Source organism: Leptospira perolatii (assembly GCF_002811875.1).
Lineage (GTDB): Bacteria > Spirochaetota > Leptospiria > Leptospirales > Leptospiraceae > Leptospira_B > Leptospira_B perolatii.
Window position 1 is genome coordinate 284,479 of record NZ_NPDZ01000004.1, and the last position, 20,219, is coordinate 304,697.

Annotated in this window: 17 protein-coding genes; 10 read left to right on the top strand and 7 right to left on the bottom strand. The window is 42.8% G+C overall.

Translation table 11 applies throughout. From position 1 onward, the window contains the following. Positions 1–78: 78 nt before the first annotated feature. Positions 79–666, bottom strand: coding sequence for a hypothetical protein (locus CH373_RS09090; protein WP_100713930.1), 588 nt, complete (start codon positions 664–666; stop codon positions 79–81). A 10-nt stretch (positions 667–676) separates the two neighbouring features. After that, the gene (locus CH373_RS09095) at positions 677–2,239 is read right to left on the bottom strand and encodes a tetratricopeptide repeat protein (RefSeq protein ID WP_100713931.1); all 1,563 of its coding nucleotides are present in this window, start codon (positions 2,237–2,239) and stop codon (positions 677–679) included. Positions 2,240–2,310: 71 nt separating this feature from the next. On the opposite strand from CH373_RS09095, the gene CH373_RS09100 reads away from it, so the two are divergent. From CH373_RS09100 to CH373_RS09120, 5 genes are read left to right on the top strand one after another with little or no spacing between them, the layout of a single operon-like run. After that, positions 2,311–2,835, top strand: coding sequence for an ABC transporter permease (locus CH373_RS09100; RefSeq protein ID WP_100713932.1), 525 nt, complete (start codon positions 2,311–2,313; stop codon positions 2,833–2,835). Next, entirely contained in the window at positions 2,832–3,497 is a 666-nt protein-coding gene (locus CH373_RS09105) for an ABC transporter ATP-binding protein (protein ID WP_100713933.1), read from the top strand. The genes CH373_RS09100 and CH373_RS09105 overlap by 4 nt, the downstream gene beginning before the upstream one ends. Beyond that, entirely contained in the window at positions 3,494–4,414 is a 921-nt protein-coding gene (locus CH373_RS09110) for an ROK family protein (RefSeq protein WP_100713934.1), read from the top strand. Before CH373_RS09105 ends, CH373_RS09110 begins: the two co-directional genes overlap by 4 nt. Continuing rightward, positions 4,411–4,761 (top strand): histidine triad nucleotide-binding protein, encoded by a 351-nt coding sequence (locus tag CH373_RS09115; protein ID WP_100713935.1) that lies wholly within the window; start codon positions 4,411–4,413, stop codon positions 4,759–4,761. Before CH373_RS09110 ends, CH373_RS09115 begins: the two co-directional genes overlap by 4 nt. A gap of 19 nt (positions 4,762–4,780) precedes the next feature. Then, entirely contained in the window at positions 4,781–5,746 is a 966-nt protein-coding gene (locus CH373_RS09120) for a lysylphosphatidylglycerol synthase transmembrane domain-containing protein (protein ID WP_100713936.1), read from the top strand. A gap of 77 nt (positions 5,747–5,823) precedes the next feature. Here the strand turns inward: CH373_RS09120 and CH373_RS09125 are convergent, their stop codons facing one another. After that, positions 5,824–6,237 (bottom strand): LA_2478/LA_2722/LA_4182 family protein, encoded by a 414-nt coding sequence (locus tag CH373_RS09125; protein WP_100713937.1) that lies wholly within the window; start codon positions 6,235–6,237, stop codon positions 5,824–5,826. 577 nt (positions 6,238–6,814) lie between these two features. Between CH373_RS09125 and CH373_RS09130 the strand changes: the two genes are divergently transcribed. Both CH373_RS09130 and CH373_RS09135 read left to right on the top strand, forming a co-directional pair. Beyond that, entirely contained in the window at positions 6,815–7,114 is a 300-nt protein-coding gene (locus tag CH373_RS09130) for a hypothetical protein (RefSeq protein ID WP_100713938.1), read from the top strand. A 143-nt stretch (positions 7,115–7,257) separates the two neighbouring features. Beyond that, on the top strand, positions 7,258–8,544 hold the full coding sequence (locus tag CH373_RS09135) for a beta-ketoacyl-[acyl-carrier-protein] synthase family protein (RefSeq protein WP_100713939.1): 1,287 nt from the start codon (positions 7,258–7,260) through the stop codon (positions 8,542–8,544). A 7-nt stretch (positions 8,545–8,551) separates the two neighbouring features. Here the strand turns inward: CH373_RS09135 and CH373_RS09140 are convergent, their stop codons facing one another. From CH373_RS09140 to CH373_RS09155, 4 genes are all read right to left on the bottom strand, one after another. After that, positions 8,552–9,313, bottom strand: a complete 762-nt coding sequence (locus tag CH373_RS09140; protein WP_100713940.1) for a PP2C family protein-serine/threonine phosphatase — start codon at positions 9,311–9,313, stop codon at positions 8,552–8,554. Positions 9,314–9,449: 136 nt separating this feature from the next. Next, entirely contained in the window at positions 9,450–10,211 is a 762-nt protein-coding gene (locus CH373_RS09145) for an SDR family NAD(P)-dependent oxidoreductase (protein ID WP_100713987.1), read from the bottom strand. 23 nt (positions 10,212–10,234) lie between these two features. Beyond that, a complete protein-coding gene (locus CH373_RS09150) occupies positions 10,235–11,122 on the bottom strand; it encodes an acyl-CoA thioesterase (RefSeq protein ID WP_100713941.1) in 888 nt (295 codons plus the stop codon). Continuing rightward, positions 11,119–11,568, bottom strand: coding sequence for an acyl-CoA thioesterase (locus CH373_RS09155; RefSeq protein WP_207761468.1), 450 nt, complete (start codon positions 11,566–11,568; stop codon positions 11,119–11,121). The genes CH373_RS09150 and CH373_RS09155 overlap by 4 nt, the downstream gene beginning before the upstream one ends. A gap of 325 nt (positions 11,569–11,893) precedes the next feature. Here CH373_RS09155 and CH373_RS09165 point away from each other — a divergent pair, with 325 nt between their 5' ends. The 3 genes from CH373_RS09165 (at position 11,894) to CH373_RS09175 (ending at position 20,214) form a co-directional block, all read left to right on the top strand. Further along, positions 11,894–13,708 (top strand): CoA-transferase, encoded by a 1,815-nt coding sequence (locus CH373_RS09165; protein WP_100713943.1) that lies wholly within the window; start codon positions 11,894–11,896, stop codon positions 13,706–13,708. 78 nt (positions 13,709–13,786) lie between these two features. Beyond that, a complete protein-coding gene (locus CH373_RS09170) occupies positions 13,787–14,764 on the top strand; it encodes a ketoacyl-ACP synthase III (protein ID WP_100713944.1) in 978 nt (325 codons plus the stop codon). A 77-nt stretch (positions 14,765–14,841) separates the two neighbouring features. Beyond that, positions 14,842–20,214: a protein kinase domain-containing protein gene (locus tag CH373_RS09175; protein WP_100713945.1), complete on the top strand. Its 5,373-nt coding sequence runs from the start codon at positions 14,842–14,844 to the stop codon at positions 20,212–20,214. Positions 20,215–20,219: the final 5 nt, after the last annotated feature.

Here is a 20,219-nt window from a genome sequence, read left to right on the forward strand (position 1 = left end):
TTACGTATCCGGTCACCTAATCGCAAGAATGTTTATTAATGAAACTAGTAAGAGTGAATTTTGATCTATAAATAGCAACTAAAAGAGACGAATTAGGACCCATTTAGAGCCGATTTTCACAAAGTAAGGATTGATCAATTCGGACTCTAACTTCTTATTTTCCAGAAATCGAAGCTTCACCTCGCAGGACAAAGGACCTTCGTAATAAAAATCAGCTTCAATTCCTCCTGAAGCAAGGAAGAGTTCTCTCACAGTTCGGACCTCTTTTTTGCCCTTTTGCTTTTGAAGCAGCTCGTTTTCAAAGAAGTAGATCTGAAAGTAGTTTTGGTCTTTTAACAATTCAGAGCGAAGTTGCTCCTTGGTCCACTGACCTTTTACATCGATAAATAAGCCTTCTTTTTCAGAGACTAATTCTGGCAAAAAGTCCAAGTTTTTAGAAATCGTTCCGGCTACGAGTCGATTCATGATCTGGAGTATTTCCTGAGAATCCTGTTTGTGTTCTCCGGTGTGACCTACTAGAAAGGACTTTCCCATTACAACCGGAATCTGCCTAGAAGTCTGGGACCTAACTTCGGACGCACTCGAACAGTCGATTAGAAAAACAGAATAGAGTAAGAGTGCAAGAAACCGCAGAGTACTTTCAAAAATTCTAATTAAATCGGACAAAACGGTCCCCTTAGCCTTGCATTTTCAAAGCTTTTTTGAGCAAATCCTCGAGATCTCTTCCGCAGAGTACAGAAATTCTACTTTGGTTCTCTGCGAGAAATCTTTTTCCGCCTTCCGTAAAATCGGCGTCCCCGATCACGAATGCTTTATCCAAACCCAAGTCCTTGACTTGGCTGAGGGTATCCCTTAGGAAAATATCAGACATTTTAGCGTCCTTCCATTTTCTGAATTTGAATAGGGCTCTGGTTTCTTTGTCTGTCTTATTCAGACCCATCAAATTCAATCCCTCTCCCTCTTTATTCGGCACTTCTCTACTCACTGTATAATTCAAGGCCATCACGACCTTTACACAAAGATTCTTAAAATCCACACCTTTCAAGGTTCTGTAATGATCGGTTGCGCTAATTCCGATTCGGTTCATCTCTGCGACGATCTTGTTTCCTTCCTCGTCGACGATTCCCTTAATATAGAAAGACTTGGAAGACTTTAATCCAGACAGCTCGTAGTAGCGATCCAGAGGAAATAATTCGAAAAACAGCTTACTGATTTCGTCCTCGGGGGTGAACCCGCTCTTGGAAGGTTTGCCTGCTTCTAGTCTTTTAGTCTCTACTTGAAACTTGTAATTCGCAAGTTCCATAATACGGATATCATCTACTCGTTCCGATTCCGCCTCGATCAAGTGTTCGCTGGCTTCTTCCAATCTTCCCATTTTGACTGCTATTAAGGCAAAATGAAAATCGGAATCGATCAATTCCTGCTTCCATCCATTACTTCGGGCAATCTCCATGCAGAGTCTAGCATGCTTTAGGGCTTCATTCCAATTTTGTAATTGGATCCATTCCACCATCATGAATTGGAAAATTGTATAGTGAACATATTCGTCGGTCAAAATGTCCGCTACAGAATTTGCGATTTTGATCGCTTCTTCATGTTCCCCACTTCTCGCGAGGGAAAGAGCGTACAAGAATCCGGCGACAGAAGAACTAGGCTCCATTTCAAACGCAGTATGGAAATAGGGTTTAGGATCTCCTTTTCGCAGAGTCCCTGCGAGCACACCCTTCGCAATTTGCACGGAAGTCATTTTTACTCTTTCGTCAGGGACCCTAGACAAGAACCGATCTGCGATTCCGAATTCCTTTTGTCCGAGCGCCATGAAGGCGATTCGTATATTTGCTTCCACATTTTCAGGATCCACAGAGAGAGAATCCAAATAATGGAAAACAGATTCCTCATATAAATCTTGTTGGTAATAAATATCTGCTAGCCGATTCGAAACGGAAACTTCTGTAATCTCTTTGTCGAAGCTGCCTATTTTTTTGATTTTTTCCAAATGCCTGGCTTCGTTTGTATAATCCCCTTCCATGGCATAAATTTTCGCCATTATGAAATGTGCTCGCACATTGGATGGGCTTGAATCCAAAATATCCCGGATCAGGATTCTGGCATCGGTGTAATTCCCCATTGCCGCGAGCGCCAAGGCTTTCTCGAAAGAATCTTTCTTGGACTGGATCAGGAAAGAGCCAGCCGCGACTATCAAGATGATTCCTGCAGCAATTAAGATAAAAAAGATCATGTTCCGGATTTTCCCGCTAGATTCCAAATAATTGTTGGATAAAATTAAACCTTATCAGTACTCTACCCCCGATGGGAAGAATCACCTATCTTCGATTCGCATTTTCCCTTTTTTTTCGGGACACAATTACCAGTACCGTCCACGTCGTCTTCTCCTTGTTTTTCGCTTATTGCGTAATTCTAGGCACCTACTCGGTACGGATCCAAAAAGCGCCGACTGACCTTTCTAGTATCGATCTGTTTCGGAATTCTCCCTACTTGGTTTTGATCGTTTCTGGGGCAGCTTTGGTTTTTATGGCGATTGTTAAGATCACTGGTCGGGCAAGCGATACCGGAATCATGATGGCTGTGGGTGGAAATCGAACCGGCTGTGTGCGATTGCAGCTTTCCGAACTTTGGATTTTACACACCCTAGGCTTCCTGCTCGCGGCAACCGTGAGCATACTCTTACCCCCGGGAAATCCGGAGACAGTCTCCATTCTGGATACACTCTATGCCTATCTTCTCGAATTAACTTTGCTCGGTACCTCCGGAGCAATTGTGGCTTATATTCACACTTTAGTCGATCCTTACCGATCCATTAGGAGCGGCAAATGATCCTAAGGATTAATAATCTATCCAGAAGTTACGGCGCGATAAAGGCCGTAAACTCGGTCTCTTTTGATATCAACCAGTCCGATTATGTCGCGATTGTAGGCCCTTCTGGATCTGGAAAAACTACTCTTTTATCTATGATTACTGGAATCATCTCCAGTACGATTGGGGAAATTTCCTTCGATACGTTACGTTTATCCAATATGAGTACATCGCAACTCGCGGAGTTTAGAGCCCGAAACATCGGAGTGATTTTTCAATTTTCGGAGCTGGTTTCTCACCTCACTGTCGAAGAGAACATCTTGCTACCCGCTCTTCTGGTGAAAAAATTCTCCGAACAGGAATATCTCGAAAAATGCAACTATCTGCTATCCAGTTTGAAGCTGGAATCAATCCGCAATATTACTCCTACAAAACTTTCGGGGGGACAGATTCAGATGACTGCAATTGCGAGAGCACTCATCAACGAACCCGAAATACTTTTGGCGGACGAACCCTCCGGTGATCTAGACCCGGAAAATAGCGAACTAGTTCGAAATTTACTTTCTGATTTCAATTCCAGAGGACTCACCATACTTCTCGTAACTCACGACATGAATCTGGCCTTTGACGCAAAGACGATTTATGAAATGAGAGAAGGCAGCTTTACAAGAGTCGTTAAATGAATTCATTTCTGGGTGTGGACATAGGCGCCACGAGTATCAAAGCCTCGCTCTCCGACAGCGAGGGGAAAATCTACGACCAATCCTCTGCTCCTACCGGACCAAACACGGACAACGGAAGTTTTTTAGATTCTTTGGAAAAGTTGATCGAGAATCTGGTACAGAACAAACAAAAGACCCATCCTGATTTAGAATTATCAGGAATTGGAATAGGAAGCCCCGGACCCATCGACAGAGAATCCGGAATTCTCATCTCCTCTGCGAATCTACCCAAATTGAAACAGGTAAGAGTCGTAGACAGGTTAAAAGAAAAATTTAGACTTCCGGTATATTACGACAACGACGCAAACTGCGCAGCTCTCGGAGAGTACTGGTTTGGCCCAGGAAAAGGCTCCCCGAATTTATTAGTATTAACTTTGGGAACCGGACTTGGCGGAGGCTGGATTTACGAAGGTAAGTTATTTGAAGGATATAAAGGAAATGGAATGGAGGTAGGTCATACTACCTTAAAGCCAGCCGGAGCTTTATGCGGTTGCGGGCAAAGAGGATGTGCAGAAGCTTACTTTAGCGCGAGCGGTTTTTCCGCAAGAATGTACGAAAGGTCCGGCGGAAAGATAGAGAACGCAGAAGAATTTTTCGATCTGGTTACAAAAGGAGATCCGAATGCAAAAGAAACCCTGGAAGAAGGTGTACGGATTTTAGCGGAACTTTTGAGAAATATGATTCATACGATCAATCCTGAATGCATCGTTCTTTCCGGGGGCTTATCCGGATCCTATCACTTATTCGGAAAACAGCTTGAAAATAGGGTGCGTGAAATCATCTTTCCTGTATTCGTCGGTTACACTCGATTTGTAGCCGGAGGATCCGTTACAGGGACTATCGGAGCAGCCAGTCTCTGTATGGGGAAAAATCAATGAACGAAACGAATTGTATCTTTTGTAAAATCATTCGAAAAGAAATTCCGGCTAAGATCGCTTTCGAAAATGAAAATATATTAGCATTTCATGATGTATCTCCTCAGGCGCCGACTCACGTGTTGGTAATCCCTAAAAAACATATTGGTTCTCTGGATGAATTGAACGGGGACGAAAAAAATCTAATCGGCGAAATCTTTTTTCAAATCCAAGAAATGGCGCGAAGTCTTGGAATCAGTAAATCAGGATACAGAATCGTCAATAATACCGGCGCCCAGGGCGGCCAAACAGTTTTTCATTTACACTTCCATGTTTTAGGCGGAAGACAGATGACCTGGCCTCCTGGTTGATGTCAAAAAGGGGATTTTTTTGAAGCGTTACCTTTTCGGAGCCGCGATTAGTCTCACCGCATTAGCTTTCTTATTTTGGAATCTTGATTTATCCGAATTTAGGAGAATTGCAGAAAGATGGGAACCTATCTTTTTAGTTCCATTTTTCTTCGCGATCATTTGGGGACTTTCCCTATTTTCCTGGAGATGGTATCTGTTGCTCGGAAAAAAAGTTCCGCTGAAAACTTCCGTCTTATCCGCGTTTATCGGAGTCGGTGCCAACCAGTTCCTTCCTGCGAGAGGGGGAGATCTATTTAGGTTATATCTTTGTAAACAAGATTCGAACGCAAACTATCCTACTTTGGTGAGCGGACTTTTTATGGAAAAAGTCTTAGACTTCACGTTCATCTTTAGCGCCGGATTAGGAGCGTTTTTCTTACTCGGTTTAAAGAAAGAATCCGAAGGCTTTCCCTTTCTGCTCCCTCTACTGGGAATATTGGCGATACTCGCGAGCCTAGCCTTCGTTCGCTATTTTCACCGTACGATCAATCGATGGGGAGAGAAAATCGCTTCTATATTTAAACTGGAAAGTTTAGTACGGGAAAAAATCTCTCCGCAAATCACTCAGCTCAGCGAATTCTTAACGGCGAAAAATATCTCGAACCACGGAATACTGACGGCTTGCACCTGGATTTTAGGCTACGGAATACATTACACTTTGCTACAGTATTTGATCGGAATTCATCTAAGCCCCTTGGAGACCATCTTTATTATGTTTTGCGGAGCGGTCGGAGTCATGGTGCCCTCTGCGCCTTCCGGTGCAGGAGTCTATCACGCCTCGATTACTTCTGGATTTGTACTTTTGAATCGATCTAGTTCCGAAGGTTTGGTCTATGCTACGACCGTGCATTTAGGCCAGATGACAGCGCTCGGACTACTTACTGCGATTTTATATATCTATTGGGCGAGCAGGAAGTCGAACAAAAGTAATCTTGAGAATTCCTAATTTTTCGCAGAAATAGCGTATAGAATTCTGGTCGTCCGGCAAAGCGAACTTTCAGCCGGACGAATATTCAATTTTAATTATTTACTAAACTCTGATAGTTTTTCACAGCCAGGTATTGCTCCCCCCTTGCTATTTTTAAAGGCTTCGCAAGTGGTCTTTTCCATTGACGCCATGCAGGATTCGAACGCGTCCACCATTTCTGGAGTCACTTTTTCATTCCTTTCTTCTCTTTGCTTTTGGCTCTTGTCGAAGCTCTCTTTCATAAAAGCAGTGCAACTTTCCTTAGATTGCATAAATGCAGGCATCAGGTTTTTATATTCTGGCGGAAGTTTTGCCATCTCGTCTTTTGTACAATCGATCATTTTTGTACACATAACTTCTTGAACTTTTGGTGCAAGTTCCTTCAGCCTTTCTTCGGGCGATTTTGTTTTACAATCTGCTAAAAAACAAAAAGCTACTAACGCAGCCATCGACGCCATTAAGAGTTTCATTTCTATTTCTCCAGTCAAAATTTTCAGGCAAATTTAAAGATGTTTTTTCTCGTGGGAAATCATTTTTTTCCTTTTATTTGGGAATTGCAGGGTGCCCCACCCTGCTTTGGGTGGGGGGCTGGTGGCGGGTACCCCCTCCCCCCGTGAAAAGCCAGATATCAAAAAAGCATCGTTTCTTCAAGCATATCTTTTCCTGCTCAGCTCTGTAGGAGCTCCTACAAGGAAGCATCTTTCTTCCAAGTCGGAACCAGCTACATATCCAAGGCAATGAACAACATGTGAGGAGTACCATCCAATTTCCGAAATTCAAGCTACATCTGTATAATAACTCTCCTCCTCTTTGGAGAGCGAATCGTTATGAACTGCGATACGAATTATTCTCTGTTTCCCAGCAACCGCTTCTGCGAAGTGTCAGAATTTCTATATTCAATATTTGTAACTTTATTTCTCCAACTCGATCTAGACTTTGCCTTTGGTAAAAGCAGCGAGCGACCTTTTCTATCCTCTAGGAAAAGATGCCGTCGCTGTTTTTACTCTTTTTTGACTCATTTTATCACTATGAATTTAGGAGAGCAGCATGAGCGTTTATATTCATAAAATCAGAAATGTGTACATGGTTCGTGCCTCCTACGAGGACCGAAAATTTCATCTGTTTCACACTGTTGTTTTCTATGGAGACCAGACTCCAAGGTTCATGTTTTCTTTATGTAAGGGAGAAGATATTTTTTCCACGACTACCGTAGAAGGAGGAGTTTTGGATGAAGAAGGAGCAGCCAGAGCGACAGGATATTACGGAAAGAGAATTTGCGATCAGTGCACGGCCCATATTACAAATGACACAAGCCTTTTCCTAAACGAATTTGGAGACGAAGTCTGAATTCTTTTCTGCCGGAATTTCAATTCCGATAAGCGAAAAATGTTCCAAAGTGCCCTAAGTTTTTTTCGAGAAACACGATTTAGGAGTTTTTTTTAATTCCATTTTACTAAACTTGTAATACTGTCTATCCTCAGTTTTTGGGCATGGAAAAATCTAAAAACGGAAAAAATTCCCGAGTCGTAATTACCGGCATCGGAGTCATTCTTCCAAATACTTTTAATGTACCTGATTTTTGGACCAACCTAGTCCAGGGCCGGTCCCAGATGGAATTTATCACTAGATTTCCTACGGAGAATTTCCCCGTAAAGGTCGCAGCCGAAATGAATACTTTCGACTGGAAAAAACATCTTCCTAATCTCAGTGAAAAATACGCCAAAAACTATAATACGGAAACTTTCGCTCTTATGGCGGCTCTCGAAGAGGCGAGTAAGGATGCAGGAATCGAAAAAGATTCTTTAAATCCTTCTAAAGTAGGCTTCATAGATTCTTCCTCCCGTGCTTCGCTCGCTTGGTGGGAATTTGCATGGAGGAGATATATCGAGGAGAAAGATCACAATATATTTGATAGATATGCTGTGTTGACCTCGATGGCTTCGAATCCGACCAACTTAACCGCAATCAACGCGAATATTCAGGGATTCGTAACTACGATCTCCGCGGCGTGCGTCGGTGGACATCATGCAATCAGTCTTTGTTACCAAGCGATTCGCAAAGGAAGAGCAGAAGTAATGTACGCAGGCGGCCACGAGTTCCCCTTAATTCAACCACTGATGCTAATGTACTCGGATCCTTTGAGTCGGGTCATGTCTACGGAACATGTTCATCCTAAAAAAGGAATCAAGCCATATGACAAGAAGAGAGACGGCTTTTTACTCGGGGAAGGCGCGATCGTGCTAGTTTTAGAAAGACTGGATCGGGCCTTGCAAAGAGGAGCTAGAATTTATGCGGAGGTTCTCGGTACCTATAGTTACAACGAAGCGGATCACGCTATGAGAATGGATCTTACAGGCAAGAAGGCAGCCGCCGGGCTAAGGCATTTGCTGAAGATTAGTGGACTGCACTTAGGAGAAGTAGATTATTTCTGCGGCCATGGAACTGGAACTCATAATAACGATCTCGCGGAAAGTCGCGCCATCACTCTGTTATACGAGGGCAAACCAAGATTTCACTGGGCGCCCGTTGGGTCCATTAAGCCGATTTACGGTCATACATTCGGCGCCGCCGGAATTGTGAATGTAGCAGCCACTGCACTCATGCTCAGAAACCAGATGATTTGCCCGACAATTAATTTGGACGAACCTGATGTTGAGTGCGATCATGATCATGTAGCAGAAGGTGCCCGCAAGGCAAAGTTGAGATACGCGATATCTATGGCATTCGCGATCGGAAGCCAATCTTCCTTCGTAAGTTTAGCAGGACCTGATATTTAGAATCCGATTACCCGTAAATGTGAATAAGAACCACTGTGTGGTTATCTCTAGTCAATTTTAGATTCGCTTCTTCGGAAAGAATCAAGCATTGTTCCTTCAAACTTCCGTGACCTTTTAGAATTTGCTCCATATGATCGATCGTCAAGACTTCGCTAAGGCCATCCGAACAAAGAAGAATTCTATCACCTTCGTGCAGTTTGCCGGTCAAATCGAACAAGTCGGCTTCCATATCCTTTGTGCCACCGCCGATACAACTAGTTAATAAATTTCTGCCGTAACTAGTTCCAAGCTCCTCGCTGATCGAATGATCCACCGTTATCTTATGTAATCCCTGTTTGTTTAAATGATAAAGCCTGCTATCTCCTATATTAAAAACCCATGATTTTTTTCTTCCGAGCAAACAGCCGACCAAAGTGGTTCCCATTCTTGGCTTTCCGATGGTTTGGCTGTAAGAAATTACTTCTTGATTGATTTTTCGAAATAGGTTTTTCCAACCCGAGGCAGGCAACTCTTCAATAGGCTGGATAGCTCTCTCCATCCAGGCCAACTTTTCCAAGGCAACTCGGCTGGCGATTTCGCCTGCTTCGTGTCCACCTAGTCCATCTGCGAGTGCAAACAATGCGGGACTGACTTCGGTATCAATGCTTCGAATCCCATCTAGTTCTCCATGGACCAATCCGCAGATCAAATCTCCATTTGCGTAAAACGAATCTTCATTATGAGAACGGAAATTTCCTTTATCGGTGATCCCATAATAACGGATTTTCATGACTTGACCTGAGACTCCAGAAAGAACGGTATCGGAATCTTTGAGAAAGATCGACGCAGATTTTTCTTTCTACAAGAAAAAGAAATTATAATACACTCAATTTGATCTGGGAATCAAAACCGGAAAGCGCAGTCAACTATTTCGCGGTGTATCCGCCGTCTACTGGAAGCGCTACCCCAGTAATAAATGATGCCTCATCCGAAGCCAACCAAATTGCTGCTTTGGCAACTTCTCCGGGTTCTGACAATCTATTGATCGGATGTAACCTAGTGATAGCTTTTTCCATCTTTGTTGCATCAGAAGAGGATTTGAACAATCCCTCAAGCATATCGGTTCGGATAAAACCGGGACATATCGCATTCACTCGAATTCCAGTTTCTGCGTATTCCAGAGCCGCAGATTTTGTTAAGCCAATAATCCCATGCTTCGCTGCAGAATAAGGAGCCACTTTCCAATCAGCACCTACGATTCCTGCAACCGATGAAATATTCACGATGGCGCCTTTTCCTCTTTGGAGCAAAAGTGGAATCTGATATTTCATGCAAAGCCAAGTTCCCTTCAAATTTACCGAGATGACCCGGTCCCATACTTTTTCCGGGTATTCGTGCAAATGAGCAGATAGCCCTCCGATTCCGGCATTATTAATCGCGATATCAAGACCGCCGTACAGTTCCACCGCTTTTTGCGTGAATTGTTTTACGTTCGCATCTTCCGAAATATCGCAAGTATAGAACTTGGCCTCTCCTCCTAGAGAATGAGCTTCCTTCTCTACGGCTCTTCCCTCTTCTTCTCTACGTCCGCAAAAAATGACTTTTACACCCTTAAGAGCCAGTTCGAGAACGATGGATTTTCCGATGCCTGCGTTTCCACCAGTTACGATTGCTATTTTATCTTTCATCTCGGAGGAATTTACGTTAGAACTCATATGCTTCGCACCTTACCGCTTCTTATTCTGCCCAAATATTCTTTGAGATGCGCATTGATTTTTGTGAGATCTTCCAACAGAACACTCGGATCGCTTGCGCCTAAATCAGAAATCAAAACTAAGATATAGCGAATCTCTTCCAGATGCACTTTTGCTTTGAGAATATTTCTGATCCTTTCGGAACGCGCCCTGCTCGCCCAGGCTCCTGCGATTCGAATCGGTAGCAAAGATCCTACTTTGTGCAAGTGCGTTAGGATGGAATGATCCACTCTTTGCTTCCAAAGTTCGGAAGTTCGATGTAAGTCCAATACGAAACTATGCGAAAGCCTCCAGACCTCGAGCTTTTGAAATCCAATTTCTGGGCCCCAGCTTTTTTGTACAAAATCGGTTTTGCGCGATTCGGCGTTTCCAATCGGGATCGTTCTCTGGGGCTTTATTTTTTTATAAATAAACTTTTCCTTAAATTCTTTCGGGATAGGAACCACTGCTCTAGTTTTATAATCAAAAAATAATACACGAATTTTTACTAATGCTACCTTGATGGATCTTTTGTTCTTGGACAATCTGAAATATAGATCGAATGATTTTTGTCCTAGTTTATTCAAGGAGACATCGATAATTACTTTATCCTTATATACTAACTCTCCTTGATAAAGGATCGAAGCGTTTGCAAAAATAATACTCATCCCGTGTATATCTAACACAGAGTATCCGAGATACTGAAAGAATTGAAGATGGGCTTCCATAACCAAATCTAAAACACTCGCAAAGGATACGTGAAGATCCATGCTTAGATCGATTCTTCGAATCGGAATTTCTGTGGAAAAATAAGTGAGAGCCGGAAAATCAATTTCCGGATTCCCCGACTTAGATTTGATTTTCATTTACTAAATTTGCTCCGGAAAATCTGCGGGATCTCCAAAGTGCTTTTTGCTTTGTAATCATAAAAGACTAACGAAATCTTAACGAGTGCAACTGCTTGTCCTCCGCTGGATTGCGAGACATGAAAAAATAAGTCGAAAGATTTCCGGCCCAAATTCTGGACAGAAACAGCAAATTCCAAAATATCTCCCGCCTTTGCTTCGGACTTATAATCAACTTCCATTCTAGGTATAATTATATTTGCGCCTGCAAGATCAGCTTTAGACCATCCATAGTTCTCTAAGAATGCGTCGAAAGCCTCGTTGATCAAAGGGATTAAAGTTTCGTAGGTAAGATGGGAAACGAACAAGCCACCGACTACGGTTGCGCTCCTAGTATCAGATCTGCGCACCGGGATTTGGACTCGAAAATCAAATTTCGTAGGGACAGGAATCTGATCTCCGGACATTGGATCCTCTTTCTTGTTGAATGCTTCTTTATTATTTTCGACAAGAGAGACTTAGTTCTTGAAAGCTATCTCTTAAATGACAGTTTTGCATCGCACATTTAATGCTTCTAAATCTGGAAAACTTTTTTTCTTGCTTTTGTTCGATAACCTGAAATGTCTTTGCAGACGAATTGGGATAAGAATCTGGAATCCATCATAGATCCGCCATTTTCATCCATAATTAAACTCAATTTACGTATGAATTCTTTCTTTTTTCCGTCGGAAGTATCATCTTTCGAGAGTTTGTCGCTCAAGTAGCGGAATGAAACTTTCCTTGTGAGAGAGCATGCTCAGAGAGTCTTTCCACCCAGAGCCTACTAAGATATTGCCCGACCCGGATTCGCTTGTTCGCAAGTTCGTGAGACCTGGCATGTATCTGCATCTGGCAAATACCATGTCTCGACCAAACGCTCTAATATACGCGCTTGCTAGAGTCTTTGGAGGAACCAAACCGGATTTTACAATCAGCGTAGCCGGTTTGCATTCGAGCGCACATGCTCTCGCTCTCTCTCAAATCGTAAAAAAGGTAATCACTGGTTTTGCGGGAGACAATTATCCTAAGCCGGGACCCAACTCTCTATATCAAGATTTGCTAATGGGCAAACCTTTCGAGTTGGAACTTTGGTCTCTACTCACATTGATCCAGAGATTGATGGCTGGAGCGATGAGACTTCCTGGAATCATTACGAATTCCTTAATCGGTTCGGATCTGATTGCAGACAAACTCGGCAAATCCGCCTTTTTGTACAATAAACCTCTATCAGGAAATCCTTTTGGACCGGCTCCTGAACCTCACCTATCTACAGAAAACAAAGGTTCAAGAAATAAAGACATCGTCTTCTTACTTCCTTTGAATCCAGAAATCACCTTGGTACACGGAGTCGTCGCAGACGAAGACGGAAATATTGTTTTGTGCCCGCCTTCCGGAGAAGGACCTTGGGGTGCACTCGCGGCTCAAAAAGGAGTGATCGCAACGGTAGAAAAAATCGTACCACGCGGAGCCCTTCCTCCTGAGCTAGTTGTAATTCCAGGTGGAAAGGTTTTAGGAATCACAGTCGCAAAATTCGGAGCACATCCGCAATCACTTAGAGTTCACGGTCTTCAGGATTTGCCTGCCTTTGAGGGAGTGGAGACCTATATGGACGATTACGAATTCCAAAAGGAAGCGAATCAGTCCGCAGGAATTCCTGCTAAAGCGGATAGATGGTACAAAGAGTTCGTTTCTCTTGCAGGAGGACATTCGGAATATTTGGAGCAGCTTGGTTCTGTTAGGCTAAGGCGCCTAACAATGACTCCACCGGAGCACAACCTACGAGTTCCGGAAGATCCAAAAACAGTGAACGATTCCGAGCAGATGATTATTTTGGCCGCTAGAGCCATCATGGAAAAAATAAAGACTCATAGTTACAAAACTATTCTGGCGGGAATCGGCGCCGCGCATATGGCTGCTTGGACTGCCTCAAAACTTTTAGAAAAAGACGGAATTAAAATCAGTGTAGTCTCTGAACTCGGCTTCTACGGGATGAAACCGTTCCGAGGCGATGTGTTTCTATTTAGTCAACTTCATACGAAGGAATGCTCCATGTTATCCGATGTTCCGAGTATTCTAGGTACGATCGTACCTGACGAATGCCTTGGAGTAATCGGAGCTGCGGAAGTAGATTGGTTCGGAAATATCAACTCAGTAATAGACTCCAATGGTAAATTCTTAGTGGGCTCGGGAGGAGCAAACGACATTGTATCAACTTCGAATACTATAGTCGTTGCAAAAGCGAATCGACATAGATTTGTAAGAAACGTAAAACATGTCACTTCTCCTGGTGAAAGAGTTGTAGAGGCAGTCTGTCAGTTCGGAAGATTCAAGCGCCAGGAATTTTCAAACCACCCTTTTGAATTAGCGTCCTGGATTCCACCATCTTCGGATGAAGAGATGGAAACTTGGGAAGCGGTTAGACGTTATACGCAATGGCTACCTCCTGATGAAGATATTCCTACACCTGCTGAGCCGCCGATTACGGTGAGTGAACTTACAATTTTAAGAGAACTTGATCCTGAACGTATTTACACAGAACAGTTTATGGTTTACACTCACTTGCCTTAATCGCTGAGACATTCGGTCTGCGGTGATGCAAATGATTATTACTGGAAATTTCAAAAGCCTTGGGAGAATTTAGAAGGAATGGCATCGAATGTATCATTAAAATCTAACGGAGTTCGCCTAACAGGCTTCGGTCACTATCTCCCGGAAAGAATCGTGACCAATGAGGAAATCCGATCTAGATTAAAATATCCTGAAATGCATCCAGCAGAAAAAGCGGTCATTGGAAATATCGGAGTAGAAAAGAGACATAGAGCAAATGAAAAAGAGACTGCGATGTTCATGGCTGCGAAAGTCGCAGAGATGGCCCTACAAGATGCAGGCAAAAAACCCGAGGAAGTGGATCTTTTTATTTTGGCAAACTGGACGGATCGATATTTTGAACCGGATCTCGCACCTCAGGCATCGAAGCTCGCCGGGACAAAAAACGCACTAGCGTTCGATGTCAGCACCGCTTGCACAGGCTTTATTCACGGGGTTCAGACAGCTTCGGCTTATTTAAGAAGTACTAATATAAAAACTGCTCTGGTAATCGGCAGTGAGAGATTTTCGGTCCGAACAAAAATTGGTGGATATGGTGAATTTACGGCCGGAGACGCAGCCGCGGGAGTTGTCTTGGAGTATACTGAAGACAAGGAACATGGAGTTATCGATTCTTTCCTAAAGGATAACGGTGATTTGGCTGGAATCATCATTGTAGGACCTCCCCCACAAAGTTACATTAAAAGCTTTCCGGAACTGGTTCCTCATGCATCTGATTTGACTCTTTCAGCCATGGACGATATTTTAGCGAGAAACAATCTCACAGTTGACGACATCGATTGGGTGATTCCTCATCCGGGAACCGATATGGTAGTTCAAGAAATATTAAAACGGACCAAGTTTCCTAGGGAAAAGATTCTGATGAATTTCGATCAGGTGGGGAATACTTCAGCGGCGTCTATCCCGATCGTTCTTTCCGAATATTATTATAAAGGAAAATTTAAATCAGGGGATTTGTTTTTGACTGCCGCTGTCGGGGGTGGTTTCTATTGGGGAGGACTTCTATTTCGTTTATAAATAGCGCAATAGAACAATCCTGCAAAGATGATTATCGTTAAATCAGAAAATATAAACTAAAAGGTGAAGACTGAAGGATGATCGCAAAAGGCTTCGAACTTAAGGAAAGATTGAACTCAGAATCTGCGTCCGAAGTATATAAGGCAATCAGACAGTCTGACGGCAAGACCATTATTATCAAATTCATCCCAGTATTGGACGAATTACACCCCTCAGTCGTAAACCTTCGAAATGAATATGAAATATTGAATATTCTTCTCTCAGACCATTTCGTGCACCCTTTTCACTTCGAGAAACTCCAAGACGGTTATGCACTTTTCATGGAGTACATTCCAGGCGGATCCCTAAAACAGTTTATCGGGAAAAAACCTATACCCTTATTCGATTTCTTTCACTTGGCCATTCAGTTGGCCGAAAGGACCGCAGACATACATCAGAAAAAGATTATACACAAAGATATCAAACCGGAAAATATCTTAGTAAACGAAAACAATAAGGACATTCGGATCATAGACTTCGGAATTTCCACCCGGTTAAACAAAGAAGAAACTTCCTGGTCAGCGCCGAATATATTAGAAGGATCCATTCATTACGTTTCGCCGGAACAAACGGGTCGGATGAATCGAACGGTCGACTATAGAAGTGATTTTTATTCTCTCGGAGTTACTTATTACGAAATGTTGACGGGCAAACTCCCGTTTGAAGGCGACGATTTACTCCAGCTCGTACACTCACATTTGGCAAAGACACCCGCTTCACCAAAGCAATTGAGACCTGAAGTCCCCACATCACTCTCAAATATCATAATGAAGTTGCTAGCCAAAACCGCCGAGGACAGATACCAAACCGCAAAAGGCCTGCAAGCCGATTTAGAAAAGTGCTTTCATTCCTGGAAAGAAAATGTCGATTTTCCGGAATTTGATTTAGCTCAGAACGATCATTCTCATCAATTCAAGATCCATCAAAAGCTTTATGGACGAGAACAATACATTAGAATTTTATTAAGTGAATTCAGAGATGTAGCTCAAAAAGGCCGATCAAGAATGATTCTGATCGGCGGATATTCCGGAGTAGGCAAATCTTCACTTGTCAGGGAAATAAACAGACCTTTGACAGAGTCAAAAGGATACTTTATTTCCGGAAAGTTTGATCAGTACAATCGAAATTTACCATTTTCCGCGGTAATACAAGTTTTCTCCAGCCTGGTAGAACTGATACTAACCGAATCTCCGGAAAAAATCGAGGCATGGAAATCTAAAATTAAGCAATCATTAGGTGGAAATGGAAAAATCATCACCGAAGTAATTCCCGAACTGGAAATCATCATCGGAAAACAGGACCCTGTTCCGGAATTGGGCGCACAAGAAAACGCAAACCGTTTTTACGTAGTATTTCAGAATTTTATCAAGGTATTCGCAGGTCAAGAGCACCCTCTCGCAGTATTTTTGGACGATATGCAATGGGCCGATACAGCTTCTTTGGAACTTCTCAAGAACCTAATGGAAGACGTAGCAGTAAATCATCTTTTTCTAATACTTGCATATAGAGACAACGAAGTCGACGGAGCTCATCCGTTCCAAATGATGATAGATACTCTGCGCAAGGACGGACAAGACCCTCATCATGTTGTGCTCCAACCATTAACTCTCGAAAATGTAAACGAACTATTGTCGGACAGTTTGTATCGCACTCCTCAAGAAACGGTAGAATTGGCCGAAGTCATTTTTGCAAAAACGGGAGGGAATCCTTTCTTCATCGGAGAATTGCTGAAGCAATTGTCCAGGGAGGATTTGGTTTATTTCGACCTTGGATCCGGTAAACCGGGTGAAGGCAAATGGAAATGGGAACTTGCAAAAATCAAGGACACCGAAATTTCGGACAATGTAGTAGAGCTTTTGATCAATAGAATCAAAAAGCTTTCGCCTCAAGTCCAGGAAACACTTAGACTCGCGGCATGTATCGGAAGCAATTTCGACCTAGCCCTGCTTCGCAACATATTAGGATCCTCTTATAAAGATGCACTGAACTCAATACAGGAAACTATCCATGAAGAATTGATCGTTCCAATTGGAGAAAGCTACAGATTTGCGGAATCTTTCCAAGAATCAGAGGAGAATAAGGAGAAAAATCTCCTAATTGCAAAGACCATCTTCTTTCGCTTTCAGCACGACAGAGTGCAACAAGCATCGTACGAGATGATCCCTGATGCAAAAAAGAAAGAGATCCGCCTGAAGATCGGAAGAATCCTACTTTCCGGAACGGAAGGAAAAGAATTAGAGGATAATATTTTCGATATTACGAATCACTTAAATATCGGATCCGAATTGATCGAAGATGTAAGGGAGAGAAGAAAACTTGCTGAGCTAAATCTAATTGCAGGTAGAAAAGCAAAAAATTCGACGGCTTACAATCCAGCTCTTGCTTACATCTCAAAATCAAGAAATCTTCTTTTTTCTCTGCCCGAAGCAAATAAGGGAGACGATGCCCTTTGGCAATCGAACTACGAACAATGTTACAATGTTCACAAGGAATTGGCAGAAACCCAATACCTGACTGGGAATTTTGAGGATTCCCAAAAGACCATAGATCTTTTGCTTAAGCATGCTAGAACCGGAGTGGAGAAAGCGGAAGCCTACAACTTGCTTATGGTACAGTATTCTGCTCAAGGCAAATTCGACCTGGCCCTGCCTACCGTAATCAAAGCATTAAAACCGCTCGGAGTCGACATACCTGAGAAGGATTTCGAGAAAGCAATCGGGGAAGAGATGCAGCTGGTAAACAAAGCTTTGGAAGGTAAAAGCATAGAATCTCTCATCGACCTACCGTTAATGAAAGAACCTGAACACATAATGGCTGTTAGTCTCTTAATCAGTGCTGTCCCCACCGCTTACAATTTAGCTCCTGCCTTGTTTCCTTTGATCAGCTTGAAAATGGTGAATCTATTCTTGAAATACGGAAACATGTCCGATAGCTACGGCTACTCCATGTACGGGGTAGTACTAGCGAGCGGATTTCAGGAGTATAAAAAGGCTTATGATTTGTGTGAGCTCGCAGTAAAGATCAGCGAGAAATATAAGAATCCGAGCGGAACGGCCAAAGCAGCAAATATATTAGCGAACTATGCGACACCCTTCGTAAAACACTTAAAATTCTCTGAAGAAATCAATCAGAAATGTATCCAAACGAGCTTGGAATCCGGGGAGTTCCTGCACGGTGGGTACGGAGCTATGAACGATTCGATCAATGTAATGATTCAATCCAAAAGTTTAGAGCTCGTAAAACCTAAAGCAGATAACCTGCTGAGCTTTACACGAAAACTGAAAAACAATCTCGCGATCGATACGGTTTTGGGCTCGGAGTTGATCATCGCGAATTTAAGAGGAAAGACTACCTCTCACTTGGAATTTGCAACGGAAGAAATGACCGAAGCAAAATTTTTAGAATTATGCAACGACCATCAAAGTCTTTTTCCCGTATGCTTATTCAAGATTCTAAAATCGAAACTTCTACTGATCTATGGAGAAAGCCTACTAGCTCTACGAGAATTGGATGAATCCGAAGGTATGCTTGCATATATTTCCGGGCAAGTCTCGGTGGAAGAACATTCCTTTTTACACTCTCTCGCGATGGCGGCCAACTATAAAGTTTCTTCCCAAGAGCAAAAGGCAAAGTTCATAGAGAGAATCAAAAAGAACCAACAAAAACTGAAACTACTTGCGGTCACGGCGCCCGAGAATTTCGAACACAAATATCTGTTAGTCGAAGCCGAATTGGCCAGATTGGAATATAAGAATTGGAAGGCGGGCAAAACGTACGAGCAGGCGATTCATCTCGCAGGCAGAAACGAATTTTGGAATGACGAGGCTTTAGCCTGCGAATTAGCGGCGAGGTTCTGGCTGTCAAAAAGCAGCATAAAAGTCGCCTCACTGTATTTAAACGATGCGTACCAAAGGTATGGTCGTTGGGGGGCGGTTCAAAAACAAAATTTACTAAAGGCCAAGCATCCAGAATTTATTAGAGAAAGAGCCGGAACGTATCGGACTACAAGGACCTTCGGAAGTTTGACTACTCGAACCATGTCTGCGACCGAAGTCTTTACCGGGCAAACACTCGACTTTCAATCGATTCTCAAAAGTTCTACAGCTATTTCCGGAGAAATCAAACTGGAGAATTTGTTGGATAAACTCATGAAGATTTCCATCGAAAACGTAGGAGCTCAAAAAGGGATCTTGATCCTAAAAAGAGATGGAAAATTGTTTGTCGAAGCTGAAGGCAGCATCTGGGAAGATGAGGTAAAAGTAATGCAAGACATTCCGTTACAGGAAAGTCGAAATATTCCGATCAGCGTAATTTATTACGCAGAAAGAACAAAGGAAGAACTAGTATTAAAAAATGCTTATTTAGACGAGAAATTCAATAAGGATCCTTATATTCGGGAGCAAAAAACCAAATCGGTCCTTTGCGCGCCGATATTAAAACAAGGTGAATTATTAGGAATTCTTTATTTAGAAAATAATCTTTCTGAATCTGCTTTTACTTCCGATCGGCTTCAGATTATTTCTATCTTATCCTCTCAAGCCGCCATATCCATCGATAACGCATTACTATACGCCAACTTGGAAGACAAGGTGGCAGAACGGACCAAAGAACTGGCAGCGGCTAATGACGACTTGGCACTGAAGAACAGACATATAACGGATAGCATTACGTATTCATTAAATATTCAACAAGCGATACTGCCCGGACCTGAAATTTTGGGAAGGGGACTGAAAGAATATTTCGTTTTATTCAGACCAAAAGATATTGTATCGGGAGATTTTTATTGGTTCTCGAGACAGGAAGACGCGACATATCTTGCCGCTGTCGATTGTACCGGGCATGGAGTCCCGGGAGCATTAATGTCGATGATCGGTAACACACTTTTGAATCAGATCGTAAACGAAGCAGGAATTTCCGACCCAGGTACAATACTGGAGCATCTGAATCGTAGCGTCAGGCAAGCTTTGAAACAGGATATGGAACAAGCGAATTCCTCAGACGGAATGGATGTTTGCTTTATCAAAATACAGAACAATAATTTATTCTTTGCGGGAGCCAAGCGCCCGATATTTATTGGGAGAGGAGGCGAATTGTCTGAAATCAAGGGCGATAAGCACTCTATCGGCGGAAGGCAAAAAGAAGAGACTAGAAAATTCACCACTCATACAGTGCCACTTGTCGCTGGAGTGCGAACAAGCGTATATCTAACCACAGATGGATTTATGGATCAACCGGATCCTGATCGTCAAAAAATTGGAACGAAAGGATTTTTGAACTTCTTAGGAGGAATTGAACACCTCCCTTGCAATGAGCAAAAAGAAAGATTGGAATCCTACCTGCTGGCCCACCAAGACGGAGAATCCCAACGGGACGACATAACCTTAGTCGGCGTAGTCTTGGAGGGACGATGAGGGAG

Bases quoted from the DNA above. Each gene is read 5' to 3' on its own strand.
- CH373_RS09095 (WP_100713931.1), bottom strand. From the start codon at position 2,239: ATGATCTTTTTTATCTTAATTGCTGCAGGAATCATCTTGATAGTCGCG.
- CH373_RS09100 (WP_100713932.1), top strand. From the start codon at position 2,311: ATGGGAAGAATCACCTATCTTCGATTCGCATTTTCCCTTTTTTTTCGG.
- CH373_RS09105 (WP_100713933.1), top strand. From the start codon at position 2,832: ATGATCCTAAGGATTAATAATCTATCCAGAAGTTACGGCGCGATAAAG.
- CH373_RS09110 (WP_100713934.1), top strand. From the start codon at position 3,494: ATGAATTCATTTCTGGGTGTGGACATAGGCGCCACGAGTATCAAAGCC.
- CH373_RS09115 (WP_100713935.1), top strand. From the start codon at position 4,411: ATGAACGAAACGAATTGTATCTTTTGTAAAATCATTCGAAAAGAAATT.
- CH373_RS09125 (WP_100713937.1), bottom strand. From the start codon at position 6,237: ATGAAACTCTTAATGGCGTCGATGGCTGCGTTAGTAGCTTTTTGTTTT.
- CH373_RS09130 (WP_100713938.1), top strand. From the start codon at position 6,815: ATGAGCGTTTATATTCATAAAATCAGAAATGTGTACATGGTTCGTGCC.
- CH373_RS09135 (WP_100713939.1), top strand. From the start codon at position 7,258: ATGGAAAAATCTAAAAACGGAAAAAATTCCCGAGTCGTAATTACCGGC.
- CH373_RS09140 (WP_100713940.1), bottom strand. From the start codon at position 9,313: ATGAAAATCCGTTATTATGGGATCACCGATAAAGGAAATTTCCGTTCT.
- CH373_RS09145 (WP_100713987.1), bottom strand. From the start codon at position 10,211: ATGAAAGATAAAATAGCAATCGTAACTGGTGGAAACGCAGGCATCGGA.
- CH373_RS09150 (WP_100713941.1), bottom strand. From the start codon at position 11,122: ATGAAAATCAAATCTAAGTCGGGGAATCCGGAAATTGATTTTCCGGCT.
- CH373_RS09155 (WP_207761468.1), bottom strand. From the start codon at position 11,568: ATGTCCGGAGATCAGATTCCTGTCCCTACGAAATTTGATTTTCGAGTC.
- CH373_RS09165 (WP_100713943.1), top strand. From the start codon at position 11,894: ATGCTCAGAGAGTCTTTCCACCCAGAGCCTACTAAGATATTGCCCGAC.
- CH373_RS09170 (WP_100713944.1), top strand. From the start codon at position 13,787: ATGGCATCGAATGTATCATTAAAATCTAACGGAGTTCGCCTAACAGGC.
- CH373_RS09175 (WP_100713945.1), top strand. From the start codon at position 14,842: ATGATCGCAAAAGGCTTCGAACTTAAGGAAAGATTGAACTCAGAATCT.